Source organism: Micromonospora sp. CPCC 206060, assembly GCF_036906895.1.
Classification (GTDB): Bacteria; Actinomycetota; Actinomycetes; order Mycobacteriales; family Micromonosporaceae; genus Micromonospora.
In genome coordinates this window covers 39433-60912 of sequence record NZ_JBAKHU010000001.1, presented here as the reverse complement: position 1 = coordinate 60912, position 21480 = coordinate 39433, and the positions used below count along the sequence as shown (strand labels likewise).

Below are 21480 nucleotides of genomic sequence, written 5' to 3'. Positions count from 1 at the left end.
CCGGTCTGGGGGCGTCGCGCAGTTCCACGCAGCCGATGCCGGGCACTGCGCGGGCTGCCGAGTCGCCTGATGCTGTGGCGGAGTGTCCGTGATCGGGGAAATCTTGATCGTTTGTCGTTGAGTGGTGTGACACGCCGACCGAAGTGCAGCTGAGCTGCAAACGATCAAGGGCGGATCACGGCGGCGACGGTTTCCACAGGTCAATACCGGTTTCCGCTGCGCACGTGATCGAACGTGTGTTCTATTCTGGTCCGGTCGTTGGCGGGGGAGCCGACGCGGCACCAGGAAGGGGGCGCGGTGACCAGGGCTGTCCGCACCCTGCTGCTCTGGTGCCCGGACTGGCCGGTGGTGGCCGCCGAGATCGTCGACGGGGTGCCGGCCACCGGACCGGTCGCCGTGCTGCACGCCAACCGGGTGGTTGCCTGCTCCATCTCGGCCCGTGCCGACGGGATCCGTCGTGGCCTCCGTAAACGGGAGGCGCAGAGCCGCTGCCCCGGGCTGCGGGTGGTCGATCACGATCCTGGTCGGGACGCCCGGGCGTTCGAGCCGGTGCTCGCCGCCGTCGAGGAGGTGGCCGCCGGGGTGGAGGTGCTCCGACCGGGTGCCTGCGCGCTGCCGGTCCGGGGCCCGGCCCGCTACTTCGGCGGGGAGGCGGCGGCGGCCGAACGGATCGTCGAGCAGGTGGCCCAGAGCTGCGCGGTGGAGAGTCAGGTCGGCATCGCCGACGGGGTGTTCGCCGCCGGGCTGGCCGCCCGCACCGGCCGGATCGTGCCGCCCGGGGACACCCCACGTTTCCTGGCCGGGCTGCCGGTCACCGCGCTCGGTCGGCCGGCCCTGACCGATCTGCTGCGCCGGCTCGGCATCCGTACCCTCGGCGAGTTCGCGGCCCTGCCCGGCGGGGACGTGCTGGCCCGGTTCGGGTTCGACGCGGCGCTCGCCCACCGGTTGGCCGCCGGCCGGGATCACCGGCCGCTCGCGGTCCGCCGCCCACCACCGGACCTGGCGGTGACCGAGACCTACGACGAGCCGCTGGACCGGGTCGACGTGGCCGCCTTCGCCGCCCGGTCCCTGGCCGAGCGGCTGCACGAAGGGCTGGCCGGGCACGGGCTGGCCTGCACCCGACTGGGCATCGAGGCGGTGACCGCGCACGGTCAGGAACTGCACCGTGTCTGGCGGCACGACGGGCTGCTCACCCCGGCGGCCATCGCCGACCGGGTCCGCTGGCAGCTCGACGGCTGGCTGCGCGGTGGTGCCAGCCGGCCGGGTGCGACCGCTCCGGCCGTGGCCCGGCCGACCTCCGGGATCATCCGGCTGCGACTGGTCCCCGACGGGGTGCTCGCCCAGGTCGGGCTGCAACCCGGGCTGTGGGGGGAGGCCGGCGACGAGCGGGACCGGGCGCACCGGGCGTTCAGCCGGGTGCAGGGGATCCTCGGTCCCGAGGCGGTCCTCACCCCGGTGCTCGGTGGCGGGCGGTCCCCGGCCGACCAGGTCCACCTGGTGCCCTGGGGGGACGAGCGCCGTCCGCCCCGCCCGGCCGCCCCGCCGTGGCCGGGCCGGCTGCCGACCCCCGCCCCGGCGGTGGTGCTGCCCGTCCCGCTGCCGGCGACGGTCTACGACGCCACCGGCGCGGTGGTCGGGGTCAGTGCCCGCCTGGCGGTCACCGCCGCCCCGGCCCGCCTCGTCATCGCCGACGGCCCGGCCCGGGAGATCGTCGGCTGGGCCGGCCCGTGGCCGGTGGACGAGCGTTGGTGGGATCCGGCGCAGGCCCGCCGGCAGGTCCGGTTCCAGGTCTGCCTCGCCGACGGTGCGGCCCTGCTGCTCGCCCTGGGCGGGGGACGGTGGACGGTCGAGGCCAGCTATGAGTAGCGGTGGGCGGCGATGAGCTTCCACAATCCCCGGCAGTCCTGGTCGGAGCTGGAGGAGACGCTCTCCGGCCGGCAGCGGCGCGGCGGCGCCGGGCACCTGCGGGTGGTCGACCCGCTAGCGGTCGACGCCGACGGCGGGGACGCGCCGGCCTTCAGTCGCAGCCGGGAGCCCTACCGGCCGCCGGTCCTGCCGGCACCCGACGGGACCGTGCCCTACGCGGAGCTGCACGCGCACAGCAACTTCAGCTTCCTCGACGGGGCCAGCCACCCGGAGGAACTGGCCGAGGAGGCGGCCCGGCTGGGGCTGACCGCACTGGCGGTCACCGACCACGACGGTTTCTACGGGGTGGTCCGGTTCGCCGAGGCGGCCCGCGCGCTGCGGCTGCCCACCGTCGTCGGCGCGGAACTCTCCCTGGGGCTGCCCGGCCCGCAGGGCGGCGAACCGGACCCGGCCGGCCGGCACCTGCTGGCGCTCGCCCACGGCCCCGAGGGGTACGCCCGGCTGGCCCGGACCATCGCCCGGGCCCAGCTACGCGGTGGGGAGAAGGGGCGCCCCGACTACGGTGACCTCGCCGAGGTGGCCGCCGAGCTGCGCGACCACGTGCTGGTACTCACCGGCTGCCGCAAGGGGCACGTGCCCGCCGCGCTGCTCACCGAGGGGGTCGACGTGGCGGCCCGGGAGCTGGACCGGTTGACCGCACTGTTCGGCGCGGAGACGGTGGCGGTGGAGCTGACCGACCACGGTCACCCCGACGACGCCGACCACAACGACGCGCTCGCCGCGCTGGCCGCCGCCGCCGGGCTGCCCACCGTGGCCACCGGCAACGTGCACTACGCCACCCCGGGCCGGCGGCGACTGGCCACCGCGCTGGCCGCGGTACGGGCCCGGCGCAGTCTGGACGAGATGGACGGCTGGCTGCCCGCCGCCGCCACCGCCCACCTGCGCAGCGGCGCCGAGATGGCGGCCCGGTTCGCGGCCTGGCCGGGGGCGGTGGCCCGGGCTGCGGAGTTCGGCGCCGAACTCGCCTTCGACCTCCAGCTCGTGGCGCCCCGGCTGCCCGACTGGCCGGTCCCGGCCGGGCACACCGAGATGAGCTGGCTGCGCGAGCTGACCATGGCCGGTGCCCGGGAGCGGTACGGCCCGCGCGAGGCGCACCCGGGGGCGTACGAGCAGCTCGACCACGAGCTGAAGATGATCGACGAGCTGGGTTTCCCCGGCTACTTCCTGGTGGTGCACGACATCGTCGAGTTCTGCCGCCGGCAGGACATCTACTGCCAGGGCCGGGGCTCGGCGGCCAACTCGGCGGTCTGCTACGCGCTGCGGATCACCAACGTCGACGCGGTCCGGCACCGGTTGCTCTTCGAACGGTTCCTCGCCCCGGAACGGGACGGCCCACCCGACATCGACGTGGACATCGAGTCCGACCGGCGGGAGGAGGTGATCCAGTACGTCTACCAGAGGTACGGCCGGGAGCACACCGCCCAGGTTGCCAACGTCATCTCGTACCGGCCCCGGTCGGCCGTGCGGGACATCGCCCGGGCGTTCGGGTTCTCCCCCGGGCAGCAGGACGCCTGGAGCAAACAGATCGACCGTTGGGGCAGCGTCGCCACCGTTGACGTCGAGGGCATCCCCGAGCAGGTCGTCGCGTACGCCAACGAGTTGCAGGGCTTCCCCCGGCACCTGGGCATCCACTCCGGCGGCATGGTGATCTGCGACCGGCCGGTGATCGAGGTCTGCCCGGTGGAGTGGGGACGGATGCCGGGCCGCAGCGTGCTCCAGTGGGACAAGGACGACTGTGCCGCGGCCGGCCTGGTCAAGTTCGACCTGCTCGGGCTCGGCATGCTCTCCGCGCTGCACTACGCGTACGACCTGATCGGCGGGCACCTCGACCTGGGCGCGATGTCGCTGGACGACCCGGAGGTGTACGACATGCTCTGCCGGGCCGACTCGGTGGGGGTGTTCCAGGTGGAGAGCCGGGCACAGATGGCCACCCTGCCCCGGTTGCAGCCCCGAGAGTTCTACGACCTGGTGGTGGAGGTGGCGCTGATCCGGCCCGGCCCGATCCAGGGTGGCTCGGTGCACCCGTTCATCCGGCGCAAGAACGGGCTGGAGCCGGTGGCGTACGCCCACCCGCTGATGCGCAACGCGTTGGAGAAGACCCTCGGGGTGCCGCTGTTCCAGGAGCAGTTGATGCAGCTCGCCATCGACCTGGCCGGGTTCGACGCGGCCGGGGCCGACCGGTTGCGCCGGGCGATGGGTGCGAAACGCTCGGCCGAGCGGATGGCGGAGATCGCCGAGCGGCTCTACGCCGGGATGGCCGAGCGGGGCATCACCGGGGACCTGGCCGACGACGTCTACCGCAAACTGTCGGCGTTCGCCAGCTACGGCTTCCCGGAGAGCCACGCGATGAGCTTCGCCTACCTGGTCTACGCCAGCTCCTGGCTGAAGCGCTACCACCCGGCGGCGTTCCTGGCCGCCCTGCTCAACGCCCAGCCGATGGGCTTCTACGCGCCGCAGACCCTGGTCGACGACGCCCGCCGGCACGGGGTGGAGGTACGCCGGCCGGACGTCAACGCCAGCGCCGCGAAGGCCACCCTGGAGTCCACCCCGTCGACCCGGTGGGGGAGCGGGCCCGGGGAGCCGCCGCACGCCTGGGGGCTGGACGGCCCGGCGGTCCGGCTCGGGCTGTCCAGCGTGCGTACCCTCGGCGACGGGATCGCCGAGCGGATCGAGGCGGAGCGGACGGCCGGTGGCGCGTACCGGGACATGGCGGACCTGGCCCGGCGGGTCGGCCTGACCGCCGCCCAGTTGGAGGCGCTGGCCACCGCGGACGCCTTCGCCTGTTTCGGGTTGACCCGGCGGGCGGCGCTCTGGGCGGCCGGGGCCGCCGCCCAGGACCGGCCGGGCCGGCTGCCGGGGACGATCGCCGGGGCGCGGGCGCCGGCCCTGCCCGGGATGGACGACGTGGACCGGCTGATGGCCGACGTGTGGGCCACCGGGTTGTCCCCGGAGACCCATCCGGCCCGGTTCATCCGGGCCCGGCTCGACGAGGCGGGCGCGGTGCCGATCGCCCGGCTCGGCCGGGTGGAGCCGGGCCGCCGGATCCGGGTGGGTGGCATCGTCACCCACCGGCAGCGGCCCGCCACAGCCGGCGGGGTCACCTTCCTCAACCTGGAGGACGAGACCGGCATGCTCAACGTGACCTGCTCGCCGGGGCTCTGGCAGCGCTACCGCCGGATCGCCCGGACCAGCGTCGCGCTGCTGATCCGGGGCCGGCTGGAGCGGCACGAGGGGGTGACCAACCTGGTCGCCGACCGGCTGGATGAGGTGGACACCCCGGTCCGCCCCGCCTCCCGGGACTTCCGCTGACCAGGATCATCCGGCCGTAACCCGGCCGGCCGGTCACCCGCCCGCCCGGGCCTGGTCATCAGCCGGTCAGGCTCTGGACGATCGCGGCACCCGCGCTGGCGGTCAGCCCGACCAGCGTGATCCGCCGGAAGGTGGCCGGGCCGACCCTGGCGAAGACCCGGTTGCCCAGCCACCACCCCAGTGCCACGGCCGGCAAGCCGAGTACGGCGATCCGCAGTGTGCCGGCGTCCACCTGGCCGGCGGCGAGGAACCCGACGATCCCGATGGCCCCGCTGCCGGTGAAGATCGCGGCCAGGGTGGCCCGGAAGGTGCGCGGGTCGTATCCGAACGAGTGGAACGCGGCGACCAGTGGTGGGCCGTTCGCCCCGGTGGCCGTGGTCAGCACCCCGACCAGGACACCGACCGCCCCGACCGCCGGCCGTCCGGTGCGCATCCGGACGCCGGACCAGACCAGCATGGCGCAGCCCAGCACCACCACCGCGATCAGGGCGGTGAGCAACCGGTCCGGGGTGACCACCAGGATCAGCAGGCCGACCGGCATGCCCAGCACGGCGGTGCCGGTGAGCAGCCCGGCGGTCCGCCACCGGACGTACCGCCACTCCCGGGCCATGGTGATCAGGGTCAGTGCCAGGCTGGCCAGCGACGTGGCGACCACCGCGGTGCGGGCGTCGGTGGTCACGGCCAGCAGGGGTACCGCCACCAGGGCGAAGCCGAACCCGCTGACCGCCTGGGCGACGGCGGCGAGCAGCACGATGCCGAAGGTGGTGAGCAGGCTGGACACCCGGTGAGCCTGGCAAACGGGGACCTACCTGCCAACCGTAACGGGTGGAGATCCCGCACACAGCGCACCGGGCCCCAAGCCTCCTGAAAGGAGTTTGGGACATCGACGAACGGGAGAACCCGGTGCCCGGCGCGGGCAGTGCGGCCCGCCCGGTATCTCCAGGAGGAGTCATGTCACGGTTACGGCGCATCAGCGCGTTCGTGGGGGTACTCACGCTCACCCTGGCCGGCTGCGGGGGTGTCGGCGGCGGTCCGGACTCCGGCGCGACCGGTGGTACGGGCACGTTGACCACAATGGGGTTCGGCCTGCCCGACGAGATCGCGACAACCCGGGTGGACGCCTTCCGGCGGGACAGTCCGGACATCGAGCTGAAGATCACCGAAGGTGCCTTCGACGAGCAGCAGTTCCTCTCCGCGGTCGCCGCCGGTAACCCGCCGGACCTGGTCTACCTGGACCGCAAGCTGATCGGCACGTACGCCCGGCGGGGGTCGCTCCAACCGCTGACCGACTGCATCGAGCGGCAGAAGGTCGACCTCGACCAGTACCGGCCGGCGGCGCGGCAGCAGGTCACCCTGGACGGCACCGTCTACGGACTCCCGGAGTTCTACAGCGTCCGGGTGGTCTACCTCAACGAGGCGGTACTGCGGGAGGCCGGACTGACCGCCGCCGACGTCAACCTGGCCGACTGGGCCGCGTTGCCGGCGCTGAACGCGAAGCTGGCGCGGGTCGCCGGAGGGAAGCTGACCCGGATCGGCGTCGACCCGAAGATCCCGGAGTTCCTGCCGATGTGGGCGAAGGCCAACGGGGTGGAACTGCTCTCCGTCGACGGGCGTACCCCCCATCTGGGCGACCCGAAGGTGGTCGAGGCACTGACCACCGGGCTGGAGCTGATCCGCGACCAGGGCGGCTGGGGGCGGTTCAGGTCGTTCCGGGACACCTTCGACTTCTTCGGTGCCGCCAGCCCGCTGGCCCGCAACCAGATCGCCGTCTGGCCGATGGAGGACTGGTTCCTCAACGTCGCGGCCAAGAACACCCCGAAGGCCGAGCTGGTGGTCAAACCCTTCGTCGACCGGCAGGGCCGGCCGCTGACCATGGCCTCCGGGTCGGCGTGGGTGATACCCAGGGGCGCGAAGAACCCGGACGCGGCGTGCGCCTTCGCGACGCGGATGACCGCCACCGACACCTGGGTGGCCGCCGCCAGGGCCCGGGCCGAGGCGCGCCGGGCGGCCGGTCTGCCGTTCACCGGGGTCTACACCGGCAATGTCCGGGCCGACGAGCGGATCTTCACCGAGATCTGGCGCCCCACCGGTAACCCACGCTTCGACGACGCGGTGCAGACCATCCGGTCGGTGCAGGCCGCCGCGTTCTCCATGCCCGCCTCACCGGCCGGCGCCGAGTTCGACAAGGCGTGGTACGACGCGGTCAACCGGGTGCTGGCCGGTCAGAGCCAGCCGGCCGAGGCGCTGCTCCGGGCCCAGCAGGAGGCCGCCGCCGCCCTGGACCGGGCGTCGAGGTAGGCCCTGGCATGGGTACCGCAACCGTTCCCGCCGGCCGGCGGCGGGCCCGTGCGCCGCTGGCCGGCCCCGGCCGCCCGCCGTTGCGGCCCGGTCGTTCGCCGTCGGCCCGGCGGGAGGCCCGCTGGGCGTACGTCTTCCTCGCCCCGTGGATCGTCGGGTTCCTGGCCTTCCAGGCCGGGCCGATGATCGCCAGCGCCTGGCTGAGCCTCACCGAGTACGACGTGATCAACGAACCCCGGTTCACCGGGCTGGACAACTACCGGCAGTTGGTGGCGGATCCACAGGTCGCCCGTAGCCTGGGCAACACCGTCTACTACACGGCGCTGCACGTACCACTGGTGATGGTGATCTCGCTGGGGCTGGCGCTGCTGCTCAACCGGGTCGGTCGGTTCCAGGGCTTCTTCCGTACCGTCTTCTACCTGCCGGTGATGACCCCGGCGGTGGCCGTCGGCATCCTCTTCCTGCTGCTGCTCAACACCCAGGACGGGCTGATCAACCGGGGGCTGGCGCTGGTCGGGGTGGACGGGCCGAGCTGGACCACCGACCCGGACTGGATGCTGCCGGGCATCGTGCTGATGAGCCTCTGGAGCCTCGGCTCCACGGTGATCATCTATCTGGCCGCGCTCCAGAACGTGCCGCGCGACCTCTACGAGGCGGCCAGCATCGACGGGGCCGGCGCCGGGGCCCGGTTCCGCAGCGTGACCCTGCCGATGATCTCCGGGGCGCTCTTCTTCACGCTGATCGTCAACACCATCGCCTCGCTGCAGATGTTCACCGAGGTCTACACCATGTACTTCGGCAACCGGGAGACCCAGAACCGGTTCAACAGCGACGCGGCGACCTTCTACGTCATCCACCTGTTCCAGGAGGCGTTCCAGTTCCTGCACATGGGCTTCGCCTCGGCGATGGCCTGGCTGCTCTTCGTGATCATCCTGTTGATCACCCTGCTCCAGGTGAAGCTCAGCAACCGCTTCGTCTACTACGAGGGGGACCACCGATGAGCCGTACCCTGCTCCGGAGGTTGCCCCACCTGGCCGCGTTGACCGGTGCGGCGGTGCTCTTCACGCTGCCGTTCGTCTGGCTGATCAGCGCCTCGCTGCGCCCCCGGGAGTACGTCTTCGGTACCGGGTTCCTGCCGGTGCCCTTCACCCTGGACAACTACGTCGAGGCATGGTCGGCGGTACCCCTGCTGACCTGGCTGTTCAACAGCGTGGTGGTCGGGATCGCCGCCGCCGCAGCGGTGACCATCTCCAGTGCCTGGGTGGCGTTCGGCTTCGCCTACTTCCGCTTCCCCGGCCGGGACCTGCTCTTCGGGCTGGTGCTGGCCACCATGATGCTGCCGTTCGCGGTCACCATGATCCCGACGTACCTGATCTGGTCGGAGCTGCGGCTGACCGACACCCAGGTACCGCTCTGGGCCGGCAACCTGTTCGGTTCGGCGTTCTACATCTTCCTGCTCCGGCAGTTCCTGCTCTCCCTGCCCCGGGAGTACTTCGAGGCAGTGGGAGGTGGTCCTCGCGGGCAGCGTCATCGCCACCGTGCCGATGCTGATCCTCTTCTTCCTCGCCCAGCGGCACTTCGTGGAGGGCATCGCCACCACCGGCCGGAAGGGCTGACCCGGTGGGGGCGCCGGGGAGGTGACAGTGACTAGTCTCGTCGGTGTGGAGCAGACACGAGGAGCCCTCACCGGGCCGCAGCTGACCCCCCGTACCGCCGTGGTCTGGTCCGTGCTCCGCCGTGAGCTGGACCGACGTGCCGGGGAGACCCTCACCGTGCTGGACATCGGTGGCGGTACGGGTGGCTTCGCCGTACCGCTGGCCGACGCCGGGCACCGGGTGACCGTGGTGGACGCCAGCCCCGACGCGCTCGCCGCGCTGACCCGCCGGGCCGCCGAGGCCGGGGTCGCCGACCGGGTACGCGCCGTACAGGGCGACGGCGACGCACTGGCCGGACTGGTCGAGCCGGGCAGTGTCGACCTGGTGCTCTGCCACGCCGTGCTGGAGGTGGTCGACGAGCCGGTGGCGGTGGTCGGGGCGCTGGTCGACGCGCTGCGCCCCGGTGGCGCGGCGAGCGTACTGGTCGCCGGCCGGGCCGCCGCCGTGCTGAGCCGGGCGATGAACGGGCACCTGGACGTGGCCGCGGCGCTGCTCGCCGACCCGGACACGCACGCCGGTCCCCGGGACACCCTGCGCCGGCGCTACGACGCCGACGGTGCCACCGCGCTGCTCACCGGGGGCGGGCTCGCCGTCGAGTCGGTGCACGGGGTACGCGTCTTCGCCGACCTGATCCCGGCGGTGGCCGCCGACGGCGACCCGGCGGCCCTGCTGGAGCTGGAGCTGGCCGCCGCGTCCCGTCCGCCCTACCGGGATTTCGCCGCCCAGCTGCACCTCTTCGCCCGCCGGCCGGCATGACCCCAGAGGCGGGAACCGGGCCCGACCCGTTCGCCCCGGTCAGTCCGCGTTACGGCACCGCGAGCCTGGCCGACGTGCTGCCCAGCGCGCTGGCCGTGCTCGGGGTGCCCGGGTCGGCCGATCCGCTCGGGCTCACCGCCCGGCTGGCCGGGGTGCGCCGGATCGCGGTGCTGCTCATCGACGGTCTCGGTTGGTACCAGATCCCCGTCGCGGCGCCGTACGCGCCGACCCTGGCGGGCCTGACGGCCACCGTGGGCCGCCCGCTCACCTCGGGTTTCCCGTCGACCACGCCGACCAGCCTGGTCACCCTCGGTACCGGCGCCGCACCCGGCGTGCACGGGGTGCTCGGCTTCCGGGTCCGGGTACCGGACACCGACCGGGTGCTCACCCACGTCAACTGGTCCGACGACCCGGAACCCCGGGTCTGGCAGCCGGTCCCCACCCAGCTGGAACGCGCCCGGGCGGCCGGGGTCGCGGTGACCGTGGTGAGCCGTCCCGAGTACGCGGGCAGTGGCCTGACCGTGGCCGCCAACTCCGGCGGCGACTACCGGGGCGCCGCCGGCACCGATGCGCTCGCCACCGAGATGCTGGCCGCGCTCGCCGCCGGGGGCGGCCCCACCCTGGTCTCCGCGTACCACCCCGACCTGGACTCCCGGGGCCACGTCACCGGGATCGACTCGGTCTCCTGGCGGGTGGCCGCCGCCGAGGTGGACGGTTTGCTCGCCCGGCTGGTCGACGGGCTGCCACCGGACGCGGCGCTGCTGGTCACCGCCGACCACGGGCAGCTCAACGTCCCTGCCGACCACCGGTTCGACCTGGACAGCGATCCCCGCCTGCGGGCCGGCGTGCACCTGGTCGCCGGTGAGGCCCGGGTGCGCTACCTGCATACCGAGCCGGGTGCGGTGGCCGACGTGCTGGCCACCTGGTCGGAGCTGCTCGGCGCGGCGGCGGAGGTGCTGACCCGTCAGGAGGCGGTGGCGGCGGGCTGGTTCGGCCCGGTACCGGAGGCGCACCTGCGCCGGGTCGGCGACGTGGTGGTGGTCTGCCGGTCGACGTACGCGGTGGTCGCCAGCCGGACCGATCCCGGTGAGGCCGGGCTGATCGGTTACCACGGTTCCTGCACGGCGGCCGAGATGACCATCCCGCTGCTGGTGGTTCGGGGCTGACGCGGGTGATCCGGCACCGACCGGGGCCGGGGGCCCACTGACCAGGGTGGGGACTGTCGTAGCCGGGGGTTAACCTGCCGGTGTGGGACGGAGTCAGACGGTGCCGCGCGGCGGCGACGATCCGCGCTTCGGCGCGGACGGGGACGACACCGGCAGTCCCATCCTGCACGTCGACATGGACGCCTTCTTCGCCTCGGTCAAGGTGCGCCGCCGGCCGGAGCTGCGCGGGCGCCCGGTGGTGGTCGGCGGGACGGGGCCGCGTGGCGTGGTCAGTTCCGCCAGCTACCAGGCCCGGCGGTACGGCGTCCGCAGTGCGATGCCGACCGCACGGGCCCGGGCGCTCTGCCCGCGCGCGGTGTTCCTGCCGCCGGACTTCACCGCCTACGACGCGGCCTCCCGGGCGGTCATGTCGATCTTCCGGGACGTCACCCCGCTGGTCGAGCCGCTCTCCCTGGACGAGGCGTTCCTGGATGTCGCCGGGGCCCGGCGTCTGCTCGGCCGGCCGGTGGAGATCGCCCGGCTGATCCGGGCCCGGGTGGCCGAGCAGGAGGGGCTGACCTGTTCGGTCGGGGTGGCGCCGACCAAGTTCGTCGCCAAACTCGGCTCCACCCGGGCCAAACCCGACGGCCTGCTGGTGGTACCGGCCGACCGGGTGCGTGAATTTCTGCACCCGTTGCCGGTGCACGCCCTCTGGGGGGTGGGGGAGCGGGCGGCCGAGACGCTGCGCCGGCTCGGCCTGAACACCGTCGGTGATCTCGCCACCGCCCCGTCCGGCATGCTGCGCCGGGCGCTCGGTGCGGCGGCGGCGACCCATCTGCACGAGCTGGCCCACGGCCGGGACCCACGCCGGGTCAGCCCCGAGCGGGTGGAGAAGTCGATCGGGGCCGAGGTGACCTTCGACGCCGACGTCGCCGATCCGCTGGTGATCCGGCGGGTGCTGTTGGGCCTGTCGGAGAAGGTCGGTGTTCGGCTGCGCCGGGCCGGGCAGGTGGGCCGGACCGTCTCGATCAAGATCCGGTTGGCCGACTTCAGTACCGTCAACCGGTCCCGGACCCTGCCGGTCGCCACCGACACCGCCCGGGAGATCTTCCAGACCAGTTGGGCGCTATTCACCGCACTTGACCCCGGGGACCGGATTAGGCTGGTCGGAGTCCGGGCCGAAGGTCTCGCCGACCGTGCCGCCAGCCCGCAGCAGTTGGTCCTGGGCGCGCCGGAGCGGGGCTGGCGGGAGGCGGAGGCCGCCGCCGACGCGGTGGCGGCCAGATTCGGGCGTTCCGCGGTCGGTCCGGCCAGCCTTCTGGGCAGCACAGATTCCCGCCGGAACGAAAATCCGGCGCGGCCATAGGTCGTCCCGCTTTCCGACTGCCGAACCCCCTCGTAGACTGGCGGGTAAGCAGCCGGTTGGCTGCCACGGTCTGTCGGCCCGACCGGGCCCGACCAACGTGACCGGGGAGGAGTGCCGTGCCGCTCTCGGAGCACGAGCAGCGGCTGTTCGAGCAGATCGAGCGGTCGCTTGCCGAGGACCCCAAATTCGCCTCGGCCGTGCGCGCCAGCGACCCGCGCTTCCACGCGCGTCGTCGCCTGCTCGTCGCTGCCGGCGTGATCATTGCTGGCCTGGCCCTGGTGGTGTACGGCGCGGTGATCAAGGTGCCACCAGTGGCAGTGGCGGGCTTTGTCGTGATGCTGGCCTCGGCCGCGTTCGCGGTGCAGTCGCAGCGTCGGGCGAGTTCGCCCGACCTGCACGTCGTGGGCGGGACCACCAGCAAGGGCCGTCGTCCCAGCCGGCGCCGGTCGTCACTACTGGACCGACTTGAAGACCGGTGGCGTCAGCGCCCGGAGGGCCACCGCTAGTCCGTTGGCGCGCCGACCGGGCCGGTGGTGGGATGCCACCTGCCCGCAGAGCTCCGGGTGGCGCCTGCCGGGTGACCGGTCGGCGCCCTGCCCGGTGACCGGTCGACGTCTGCCCGGTGGCAGGGGACGGGCTGCGCCCGGCACGGCGGCCGGTTGACGCCGTCCCGTCGCGGGTCGACCGGCCGGGCGGAAAACAGAATCCCTGCTCAGTTCTCCCGGTTGGGGCGGCTGCCGAACCCGCCTCGCCGCCGGGCGCGGTCGCGACCACGCCCGGCGGCGACCGGTCAGCGGGCCGGACGGTTGGCCAGGAGCCGTCGCGGATTCCACCGCAGCATCGAGGTGCGCAGCCGGCCCACCGCAGCCACCAGGCGGGACGAGGTGTCACCGACCGAGGTACGCCAGTGCAGCAGCACCGACGGCGGAAGCACCGCAGCCAGGACCCGGGTCCGCCGGTCCGCCTCGGCGGCCAGCGCCCGGCGTACCGAGCGCAGCGCGGGAGGCAGTTGACCTCCGGTGAGCGGCTCACGGGCGTACCGGGCCCGTTCCTCCGCCCGGCCGAGCAGCCGGGCCGCTTCGGCCGCCGGCTCGTCCAGACCCTGCCGGACCAGCCGGTCCGCCGTGGCCCGTGGGGTCTCGGTCCGGTCCACCGGGATCCGGAAGTCCACCAGCGTGTCCAGCAACTCGGCCCATGCCGCGTGCGCGTCGGCCCGGGCCCGCTGCACGTCCGAGTCGAGGACCACCATGCCGGTGGTCGGCCCGCTCCCACCCGGTGCCGCCCGGACACTCGTCCCGGTGCCCGCAGAGCCCGCCCGGTGCGGTTGCCGGCTCCGCCGCAGGGCGGCCCGACGCAGTGCCGGCACCGCCAGCAGGCCGGCCAGCAGGACCACGCCCAGCAGCCACCACGGCCAGTTCGGTGACTCCGAGCCGCCGGTACCCGCCGCCGTGTTCAGGTCGGCCTCCAGCTCGCGGTCGGCGGCGTCCGGGCCGTCCGGCCCGGCCGACGCCTGCACCCCGCCCGGCGCGGTGGTCGTCGAACTCGACGGCACGGGGTCGGGAGCGTCGGCGTTCGGCGCCCACGCCGAGCGGGCCGAACCGACCACGCTGTCGGCCGGAGTGGCGTCGAAGGGTACCCAGCCGATGCCGTTGAAGAAGACCTCGGTCCAGGCGTGCAGGTTGCGGTTGGTCAGGGTGTAGGTGTCGCCCTGCCGGCCACTGCCGTTGGTGAACCCGAACGCCACCCGGGTCGGGATACCCGCCGCCCGGACCAGCCAGGCCATCGCCGCCGCGTACTGCTGGCAGAAGCCGACCCGGTTCTCCAGGAAGTCGACGATCTCCTGGCCGCTGGTACCGCGTTCGGTGCTGAGCTGGTATCGGAAGCCGTTCTTCGCCGAGAAGAAGTCGTAGATCGCCCGGACCTTGTCGTACTCGGTGGTGCGGCCCGCGACGAGTTCCTTGACCCGGTTCTCGACCTCCGGGACGATCGGCCGGGCGGTCTGCTCGGCGAGTACCGACGCGTCCGCGCTGAGCGGTCGGGCGGCCCGCAGCACCTCCGGGGTGTACGTCGAGCGGACGTAGTCGAAGGAGTACTTCTTTCCCCGCGAGGTGCCGCGCTTGGCGAAGACGACGTCCAGGTCCGGATCGTAGAGCCAGTTGCCGTCCAGGCCCCGGACGCGGACCGGCTCGTCGTAGACCGGCAGCAACCGCATGTTCAGGTCCCGGGTGACCTCCACCTCCGCCTGGTACTGCCGCCGGGTCACCCCGCCGGGGGCCGGCTGGGGCTCCGGCAGCCCCTTGTTGACCGCGGCGCCGCTCGGGTTGCGAACCCGGAACCCGTCCGGCCGCAGCTCGTCCGCCACCCCGAAGCGGAGGTAGAACGGGCTGGGTTCGGCGGTGGTCACCTTGACCAGGTCGGTGGTCTCGGACTGGTTGAGCTGACCGCTCAGCGCGGCGAACAGGTCGATCTCCCCGGACGACCCACCCGCCCCGGGCTGGCCCGTGGCGTCACCGCTGCCCGAGGTGAACCTGTCCAGCAGCCCACCGGTCATCCCGGGTACGGCCAGCGGCAACGCGACGGCGATCGCCACGCCGAGTACCGCGAGCCGCCGCCCGGCGGCAGCCAGCGGGGAGGGTTCCCACACGTCGACGTCCCGCCCGTCGCCGGTGAACCGCCGGCCGAACCGGCGTACCCGCTCGACGTTGTCGGCCACCAGCAGCCAGAGGAAACCGGCCGCGCCGATGACGAACGGCACCGGCGGGACGCTGTCCACGTAGACCGCCACCGGTACCGAGTAGATGGCCAGCATGGGCAGCCCGGCCAGCGCCGGCCGGCGCAACCCGACGGTGAGCAGGTCCACCAGCACCGCCACCGCGCCCACCCCGAGCACGGTGATGAACAGCAACGGCTCGGTGTCCGGCACCTCCACCCCGTACGCCCGCATGTCGCGCAACGAGCCGGTCAGCAGGTCACCGAAGTGGGTGAAGGTCGATGGCGTGGGCAGTATCCCGAGCAGTTCCCCGCCGCCGGGGAACATCCAGGTCAACCCGAGCAGCAGCCCGGCGGTCATGCCCAGCCCCTGCGCCCAGACCGGTGCCCGCAGCAGCCGCAGCAGCGCGGCCACCCCGGCGACCAGGGCCACTGCGAGGATGGTCTGGATCAGCCAGGTCCACCGCTGGAAGATCGCCGACAGCGGTGCCGAGGCCAGGATCGTCGCCACTGCGGCGATCAGTCCGAGGTTGCGTTGTCCGGTCACCGCACGCCTCCCGCCACGGTCTCGGCCAGCGCGGCCCGCCAGGCGAAGCCCTGCGAACCCCGGGCCGCCTGCGGCCACAGCATCGGCAGCTTGCCGCCGTGCTCGACCCCGATCACCCGCCAGCCGCTGTGCATCAGCGCCCGCGATGCCGCCTCGTGCGCCTGCTCCGCCTCGGCCCGCGCCCGTTCGGGCAGGTTGAGCCAGGTGCTGCTGTGCAGCAGGAAGCCCACGCAGGTGGCGTTGTTGCCGCGTATCGCGGAGAGCAGTTCGGCCTCGGCGGGGGTGAGGTTGCCGAGCAGCGCGATGACCAGCCCGCCGTCGGCCCGCTGCCGGATCTGCTCCACCAGGGCCGCCACGTCGGTCCGACCGGTGAGCCGCACCTCCGCCAGATGGTCCAGCACCAGCCCGTCACCGGCGGCCTCGCTGGCGTCCACGTCCGCCCCCGAGCCGGTGACCAGGCGCAGCTTGTACCCGTTGTGCCGCAGATGGACGGCGATGCTGGCGGCGGCCGAGACCGCCCATTCGAAGCTCGCCGTCGGCCCCTCGCCCCGGTGCCCCTGCGACCGGGTGTCCAGCACCACGGTCGCCCGGCTCTCCCAGGGCTGCTCCTCCCGCCGCACCATCAGTTCGCCGGTGCGGGCGGTCGACTTCCAGTGCACCCGGCGCAGGTCGTCACCGCGCCGGTACTCCCGGGTCGCCGCGTCGTCCTCGCCGTGTACCGCGACCGACCGGGCCCGGCTGTCCCCGGTGCCGCTGTACTCGCCGGGCAGCCGGACGGTGGGCAGCGGGACGACCTGGGGCACCACCGTCAGCCGGTCGGTGCTGGGGAAGGCCCGGGACAACTCGCAGAGCCCGAACGGGTCGGTCATCCGGACCACCAGCGGGCCCACGTCGTACCGGCCCCGGACGTCCGCCCGGACGGTGTACGCCACCGAGCTGGCCTGCTGCGCGCCGAGTCGTTCCAGCACCACCCGGGGCCGGCTGCCCAGCGCGTACGGCAGCCGGTCCTCCAACAGCAGGGTCCCGGTCGGCAACCGGGACATGTTCTGTAGCCGGAGCACCACCCGGGAGGTGGCCCCGACCGGTACCCGGTGCGGTTCCAGCGAACGGCTACAGGCCAGCTTGTACCGGCTGCGACCGACGTAGACGGCGGCGAGCAGCGGCAGGACGGCGAGCAGGAACGCCACCCGGAGCAGATCCCGTTCGCCGAGGATCAGCGCGGAGAGCGCCGCCGCCACCCCGGCGGCCAGGAACGAACGCCCCCGGGTGGTGAGCCCGTGTAGCCCTTCGCGCATCGGTCACCGCCCTCGTGGCTCGTACCGGGACCGCCCGTTGCTCTCGCCGGTCGGGCGGGTGTCGTAGGGGGAGCGGCGCCGGTCGTGTGGCAGGGGGAGCCGGTGCACCAGGTCGGAGACGATCGCGTCGGTGGTCCGGCGGGCCAGCTGCGCGTCCGCGGTGGGGATGATCCGGTGCGCCAGGACGGGTACCGCGAGCGCCTGGAGATCGTCGGGGAGCACGTAGTCGCGTCCCTCCAGGGCGGCCACCGCGCGGGCCGTGCGCAGCAGTTGCAGCGTCGCCCGGGGGGAGGCGCCCAGCCGCAGGTCCGGTGCCTCCCGGGTGGCGGTGACCAGGTCCACCGCATACTGCTTCACCGCGTCGGCGACGTGGATGTTGCGGACCGTGGCGATCAGCCGGCGGACCGTCGCGGCGTCGGAGACCGGGCGCAGTTCGTGGATCGGGTCGCTCGCCCCGTGGCCGTCCAGCATGGCCAGCTCGGCCCCGGCGTCCGGGTAGCCCATCGCGATCCGGGCGGTGAACCGGTCCCGCTGCGCCTCCGGCAGCGGGTACGTCCCCTCCATCTCGATCGGGTTCTGGGTGGCGATGACCATGAACGGGGTCTGCAGCTCGTAGCTGACCCCGTCCACCGTGACCTGCCGCTCCTCCATGCACTCCAGCAGCGCGGACTGGGTCTTCGGGGAGGCCCGGTTGATCTCGTCGCCGACGACGAGGTTGGCGAAGACGGCGCCCGGCTTGAACTCGAAGTCGTGGTTCTCCTGGTTGTAGACGCTGACCCCGGTGACGTCGCTGGGCAGCAGGTCGGGGGTGAACTGGATGCGCCGTACCGAGCAGTCGATCGAGCGGGCCAGGGCCTTGGCCAGCTTGGTCTTGCCCACCCCCGGCACGTCCTCGATGAGCAGGTGTCCCTCGGCGAGCAGGACGGCGAGGGCCAGCCGTACGGTGGCGGTCTTGCCCTCGATGACCTGCTCGATGTTGGCGACGATGGCGTCGCTCGCGGCACGGAACTCGTCCTGCGGCAGTGTGCCGCCCAACTCGTCCCAGGTCTGTTGTGTCACGGGCCTCCTCCTCGTCGCTGCGTGGCTGCTCTGGCCAGAGCCGATGGGACCCGCTCTTCCGCCAGGTCGGTGGATCCGCCCTGTCTAGATCGGTTGGATCCGCCGATAGGTTCGCGGGTTGACCGAACGGATGTGTGGTCCGGGCCACCCGCATGATTCAGGCTAGCCGTAATGCGGCGGGACGCCGACCACGGTTGGTGACAGAGCGGTAGGAAAATCATGTCCCGAACACGGAACGGACAGTAACCACTTCACTGAGTGGTCAGACAATGATGCGACTCGCTGCCCACTCCGCAGGTCGACCGGATGGTACGACCGGTTCGGACGCACGTGGTCGGGCCGGACCCGCTACAATCCGCTCATGGCCGGGTTCTTCCTGCTCCTTACCGAGCCGTGCTGATGCGCTGACCGCGCGACAGCACGGCTGCCCCTCGTGCGCGAGGGGCTTTTTTGTGCCCCGGATCCGCACCGTTCCTGACCACCCGACAGCCAGTACGACACGAGGTCACCAGCCAGCACGACGCGGGGGTTGCCCTGGCGGTGACGAGCGAGGCAAGGAGACGCCATGACCGAGGCAGTCGCACCGGCGACCGACACGCCACCCTTCCGGTACACCGCGGCGCTGGCGGGTGAGATCGAAACCCGCTGGCAGCAGATCTGGCAGGAGCGGGGCACCTTCCACGCGCCCAACCCGACCGGTCCGCTGGCCGACCCGGACCACCCCCGGGCCGGCGCGGAGAAGCTGTACGTACTGGACATGTTCCCCTACCCGTCCGGCGCCGGCCTGCACGTCGGGCACCCGCTGGGCTACATCGGCACCGACTGCTACGCCCGCTTCCAGCGGATGGCCGGCCGCAACGTGCTGCACGCCATGGGGTTCGACGCGTTCGGCCTGCCCGCCGAGCAGTACGCGGTGCAGACCGGTACCCACCCCAGGACCACCACCGAGGCGAACATCGAGCGGTACAAGGCCCAGCTGCGCCGGCTGGGACTGGCGCACGACGACCGGCGCTCGGTGGCCACCATCGACGTGGACTTCTACCGCTGGACGCAGTGGATCTTCCTGCAGATCTTCAACTCCTGGTACGACAGCGAGGCCCGCCGGGCCCGGCCGGTCAGCGAGCTGGTCGCCGAGTTCGAGGCGGGCAGCCGGCCCACCCCGGACGGCCGGCCGTGGGCCGAGCTGGACCCGGCCGAGCGGCGCCGGATCGTCGACGACCACCGGCTGGCGTACGTCTCCGAGGCGCCGGTGAACTGGTGCCCCGGACTGGGCACCGTGCTGGCCAACGAGGAGGTCACCGCCGACGGTCGGTCCGAGCGGGGCAACTTCCCGGTCTTCAAGCGCAACCTGAAACAGTGGATGATGCGGATCACCGCCTACGGTGACCGGCTGCTGGACGACCTGGAGCTGCTGGACTGGCCGGAGCCGATCAAGCTGATGCAGCGCAACTGGATCGGCCGGTCCACCGGGGCGCACATCGACTTCCCGACCGCCGCCGGTGCGCCGGTGCGGGTCTTCACCACCCGACCGGACACCGTCTTCGGCGCCACCTACATGGTGCTGGCCCCGGAGCACGAGCTGGTCGACGCGCTGGTCCCGGCGGCCTGGCCGGCCGGTACGAAGGACGCCTGGACCGGTGGGCACGCCAGCCCCCGGGCGGCCGTCGAGGCGTACCGCAAGGCGGCGGCGGCCAAGACCGACGTGGAGCGGCAGGCCGACGCCAAGGAGAAGACCGGTGTCTTCGTCGGCGCGTACGCCACCAACCCGGTCAACGGGGCGCAGATCCCGATCTTCGTCGCCGACTACGTGCTGGCCGGCTACGGCACCGGCGCGATCATGGCGGTACCCGGCCAGGACGAGCGGGACTGGGCCTTCGCCGAGGTGTTCGACCTGCCGATCATCCGGACCGTGCAGCCGGCGGAGGGCTTCGACGGCAAGGCGTACACCGGGGACGGTCCGGCGATCAACAGCGCCGCGCCCGAGCGCGGCCTGGACCTGAACGGCCTGGGGGTGACCGACGCCAAGGCCCGGATCATCGCCTGGCTGGAGGCCAACGGGCACGGTACCGGCGCGGTCACCTACCGGCTGCGGGACTGGCTGTTCAGCCGGCAGCGCTACTGGGGCGAGCCGTTCCCGATCGTCTACGACTCCTCCGGGAGCGCGATCGCGCTGCCCGAGTCGATGCTGCCGGTCGCGCTGCCCGAGGTGGACGACTTCTCCCCGAAGACCTTCGACCCGACCGACGCCGACTCCAACCCGGAGACCCCGCTGTCCCGGCGCCGGGACTGGGTGGAGGTGGAGCTGGACCTGGGTGACGGCCCGAAGCGGTACACCCGGGAGACCAACGTGATGCCGCAGTGGGCCGGCTCCTGCTGGTACGAGCTGCGCTACCTGGACCCGACCAACGCCGACCGGTTCGTCGACCCGACCAACGAGCGGTACTGGATGGGCCCGCAGGGTGCGGGGGACTCCGGGGGCACCGACCTGTACGTCGGTGGCGCCGAGCACGCCGTGCTGCACCTGCTGTACGCCCGGTTCTGGCACAAGGTGCTGTACGACCTGGGACACGTCTCCAGCGTCGAGCCGTTCCGGAAGCTGTTCAACCAGGGCATGATCCAGGCGTACGCCTACGTCGACTCGCGGGGCACGTACGTGCCGGCCGAGGAGGTCGTCGAGCGCGACGCTGCCTTCTTCCACGGCGACGCCGAGGTGCGCCGCGAGTACGGCAAGATGGGCAAGTCCCTGAAGAACGTGGTCACTCCGGACGAGATGTGCGAGGTGTACGGGGCGGACACGTTCCGGGTCTACGAGATGTCGATGGGCCCGCTGGAGGTCTCCCGGCCCTGGGAGACCCGGGCGGTCGTCGGGGCGTACCGCTTCCTGCAGCGGGTCTGGCGGACCGTGGTCGACGAGTCCACCGGTGAACTGCGGGTCACCGACACCCCGGCCGACGAGCCGACCCGCCGGCTGCTGCACCGGGTGATCGACGGGGTCCGGGGCGACATGTCGGGCATCCGGTTCAACACCGCGATCGCCAAGCTGATCGAGCTGACCAACGCGCTGACCAAGCTGCCGGCCACGCCGCGCGAGGTGGCCGAGCCGTTGGTGCTGATGGTGGCGCCGTTCGCCCCGCACATCGCCGAGGAACTGTGGCAGAAGCTGGGGCACTCCGGCTCGCTGGCGTACGCCGACTTCCCGGTGGCCGACCCGGCCCTGCTGGTCGCCGAGTCGGTGACCTACCCGGTGCAGATCAACGGCAAGGTACGCGGCCGGATCGAGGTACCCGCCGACGCGGCCGAGGTCGACGTGCGGGCCGCCGCCCTGGAGGCGGTCGCCGGCACGCTGGCCGGCAAGGAGCCGCGCAAGGTGATCGTGGTACCCGGCCGGATGGTCAGCATCGTCGCCTGACCACGC

14 protein-coding genes are annotated in these 21480 nt (G+C 72.8%); 10 read left to right on the top strand and 4 right to left on the bottom strand.

Annotated features, from left to right (window positions below; translation table 11 throughout):
- Window positions 1-297: 297 nt before the first annotated feature.
- Both V6U90_RS00275 and V6U90_RS00270 read left to right on the top strand, forming a co-directional pair.
- Window positions 298-1866, top strand: coding sequence for a DNA polymerase Y family protein (locus tag V6U90_RS00275; protein WP_334430404.1), 1569 nt, complete (start codon window positions 298-300; stop codon window positions 1864-1866).
- 12 nt (window positions 1867-1878) lie between these two features.
- Window positions 1879-5235, top strand: coding sequence for an error-prone DNA polymerase (locus V6U90_RS00270; RefSeq protein WP_334430403.1), 3357 nt, complete (start codon window positions 1879-1881; stop codon window positions 5233-5235).
- A 58-nt stretch (window positions 5236-5293) separates the two neighbouring features.
- Here V6U90_RS00270 and V6U90_RS00265 read toward each other — a convergent pair whose 3' ends face one another.
- Window positions 5294-6016, bottom strand: coding sequence for a sulfite exporter TauE/SafE family protein (locus V6U90_RS00265; protein ID WP_334430402.1), 723 nt, complete (start codon window positions 6014-6016; stop codon window positions 5294-5296).
- Between the two features lie 170 nt (window positions 6017-6186).
- Here V6U90_RS00265 and V6U90_RS00260 point away from each other — a divergent pair, with 170 nt between their 5' ends.
- From V6U90_RS00260 to V6U90_RS00230, 7 genes are all read left to right on the top strand, one after another.
- Window positions 6187-7533 (top strand): extracellular solute-binding protein, encoded by a 1347-nt coding sequence (locus V6U90_RS00260; RefSeq protein WP_334430401.1) that lies wholly within the window; start codon window positions 6187-6189, stop codon window positions 7531-7533.
- An 8-nt stretch (window positions 7534-7541) separates the two neighbouring features.
- A complete protein-coding gene (locus V6U90_RS00255) occupies window positions 7542-8534 on the top strand; it encodes a carbohydrate ABC transporter permease (protein ID WP_334430400.1) in 993 nt (330 codons plus the stop codon).
- The gene (locus tag V6U90_RS00250; RefSeq protein WP_334430398.1) at window positions 8531-9184 is read left to right on the top strand and encodes a carbohydrate ABC transporter permease; all 654 of its coding nucleotides are present in this window, start codon (window positions 8531-8533) and stop codon (window positions 9182-9184) included. Before V6U90_RS00255 ends, V6U90_RS00250 begins: the two co-directional genes overlap by 4 nt.
- Window positions 9177-9944, top strand: coding sequence for a methyltransferase domain-containing protein (locus V6U90_RS00245; protein WP_334430397.1), 768 nt, complete (start codon window positions 9177-9179; stop codon window positions 9942-9944). Before V6U90_RS00250 ends, V6U90_RS00245 begins: the two co-directional genes overlap by 8 nt.
- On the top strand, window positions 9941-11110 hold the full coding sequence (locus V6U90_RS00240; RefSeq protein WP_334430396.1) for an alkaline phosphatase family protein: 1170 nt from the start codon (window positions 9941-9943) through the stop codon (window positions 11108-11110). Before V6U90_RS00245 ends, V6U90_RS00240 begins: the two co-directional genes overlap by 4 nt.
- Before the next feature lie 82 nt (window positions 11111-11192).
- On the top strand, window positions 11193-12455 hold the full coding sequence (locus tag V6U90_RS00235; protein WP_334430395.1) for a DNA polymerase IV: 1263 nt from the start codon (window positions 11193-11195) through the stop codon (window positions 12453-12455).
- Between the two features lie 116 nt (window positions 12456-12571).
- Window positions 12572-12961 carry a DUF3040 domain-containing protein gene (locus tag V6U90_RS00230; protein WP_208814838.1) on the top strand — a complete coding sequence of 130 codons (390 nt, stop codon included), beginning with the start codon at window positions 12572-12574 and terminating at the stop codon, window positions 12959-12961.
- 284 nt (window positions 12962-13245) lie between these two features.
- On the opposite strand, the gene V6U90_RS00225 is transcribed toward V6U90_RS00230, so the two are convergent.
- From V6U90_RS00225 to V6U90_RS00215, 3 genes are read right to left on the bottom strand one after another with little or no spacing between them, the layout of a single operon-like run.
- The gene (locus V6U90_RS00225; protein ID WP_334430391.1) at window positions 13246-15711 is read right to left on the bottom strand and encodes a transglutaminase TgpA family protein; all 2466 of its coding nucleotides are present in this window, start codon (window positions 15709-15711) and stop codon (window positions 13246-13248) included.
- Window positions 15708-17006 carry a DUF58 domain-containing protein gene (locus tag V6U90_RS00220; protein ID WP_334430389.1) on the bottom strand — a complete coding sequence of 433 codons (1299 nt, stop codon included), beginning with the start codon at window positions 17004-17006 and terminating at the stop codon, window positions 15708-15710. Before V6U90_RS00220 ends, V6U90_RS00225 begins: the two co-directional genes overlap by 4 nt.
- A 3-nt stretch (window positions 17007-17009) precedes the next feature.
- Window positions 17010-18065, bottom strand: coding sequence for an AAA family ATPase (locus tag V6U90_RS00215; protein WP_334430387.1), 1056 nt, complete (start codon window positions 18063-18065; stop codon window positions 17010-17012).
- Window positions 18066-18630: 565 nt separating this feature from the next.
- On the opposite strand from V6U90_RS00215, the gene leuS reads away from it, so the two are divergent.
- Window positions 18631-21474, top strand: a complete 2844-nt coding sequence (gene leuS / locus V6U90_RS00210) for a leucine--tRNA ligase (protein WP_334430386.1) — start codon at window positions 18631-18633, stop codon at window positions 21472-21474.
- The last annotated feature ends 6 nt before the right edge of the window (window positions 21475-21480 follow it).

What these genes read in the sequence shown, in the direction of transcription:
- V6U90_RS00270 (WP_334430403.1), top strand. Translation starts at nt 1,879, where the DNA reads ATGAGCTTCCACAATCCCCGGCAGTCCTGGTCGGAGCTGGAGGAGACG.
- V6U90_RS00260 (WP_334430401.1), top strand. Translation starts at nt 6,187, where the DNA reads ATGTCACGGTTACGGCGCATCAGCGCGTTCGTGGGGGTACTCACGCTC.
- V6U90_RS00255 (WP_334430400.1), top strand. Translation starts at nt 7,542, where the DNA reads ATGGGTACCGCAACCGTTCCCGCCGGCCGGCGGCGGGCCCGTGCGCCG.
- V6U90_RS00250 (WP_334430398.1), top strand. Translation starts at nt 8,531, where the DNA reads ATGAGCCGTACCCTGCTCCGGAGGTTGCCCCACCTGGCCGCGTTGACC.
- V6U90_RS00240 (WP_334430396.1), top strand. Translation starts at nt 9,941, where the DNA reads ATGACCCCAGAGGCGGGAACCGGGCCCGACCCGTTCGCCCCGGTCAGT.
- V6U90_RS00220 (WP_334430389.1), bottom strand. Translation starts at nt 17,006, where the DNA reads ATGCGCGAAGGGCTACACGGGCTCACCACCCGGGGGCGTTCGTTCCTG.
- leuS (WP_334430386.1), top strand. Translation starts at nt 18,631, where the DNA reads ATGACCGAGGCAGTCGCACCGGCGACCGACACGCCACCCTTCCGGTAC.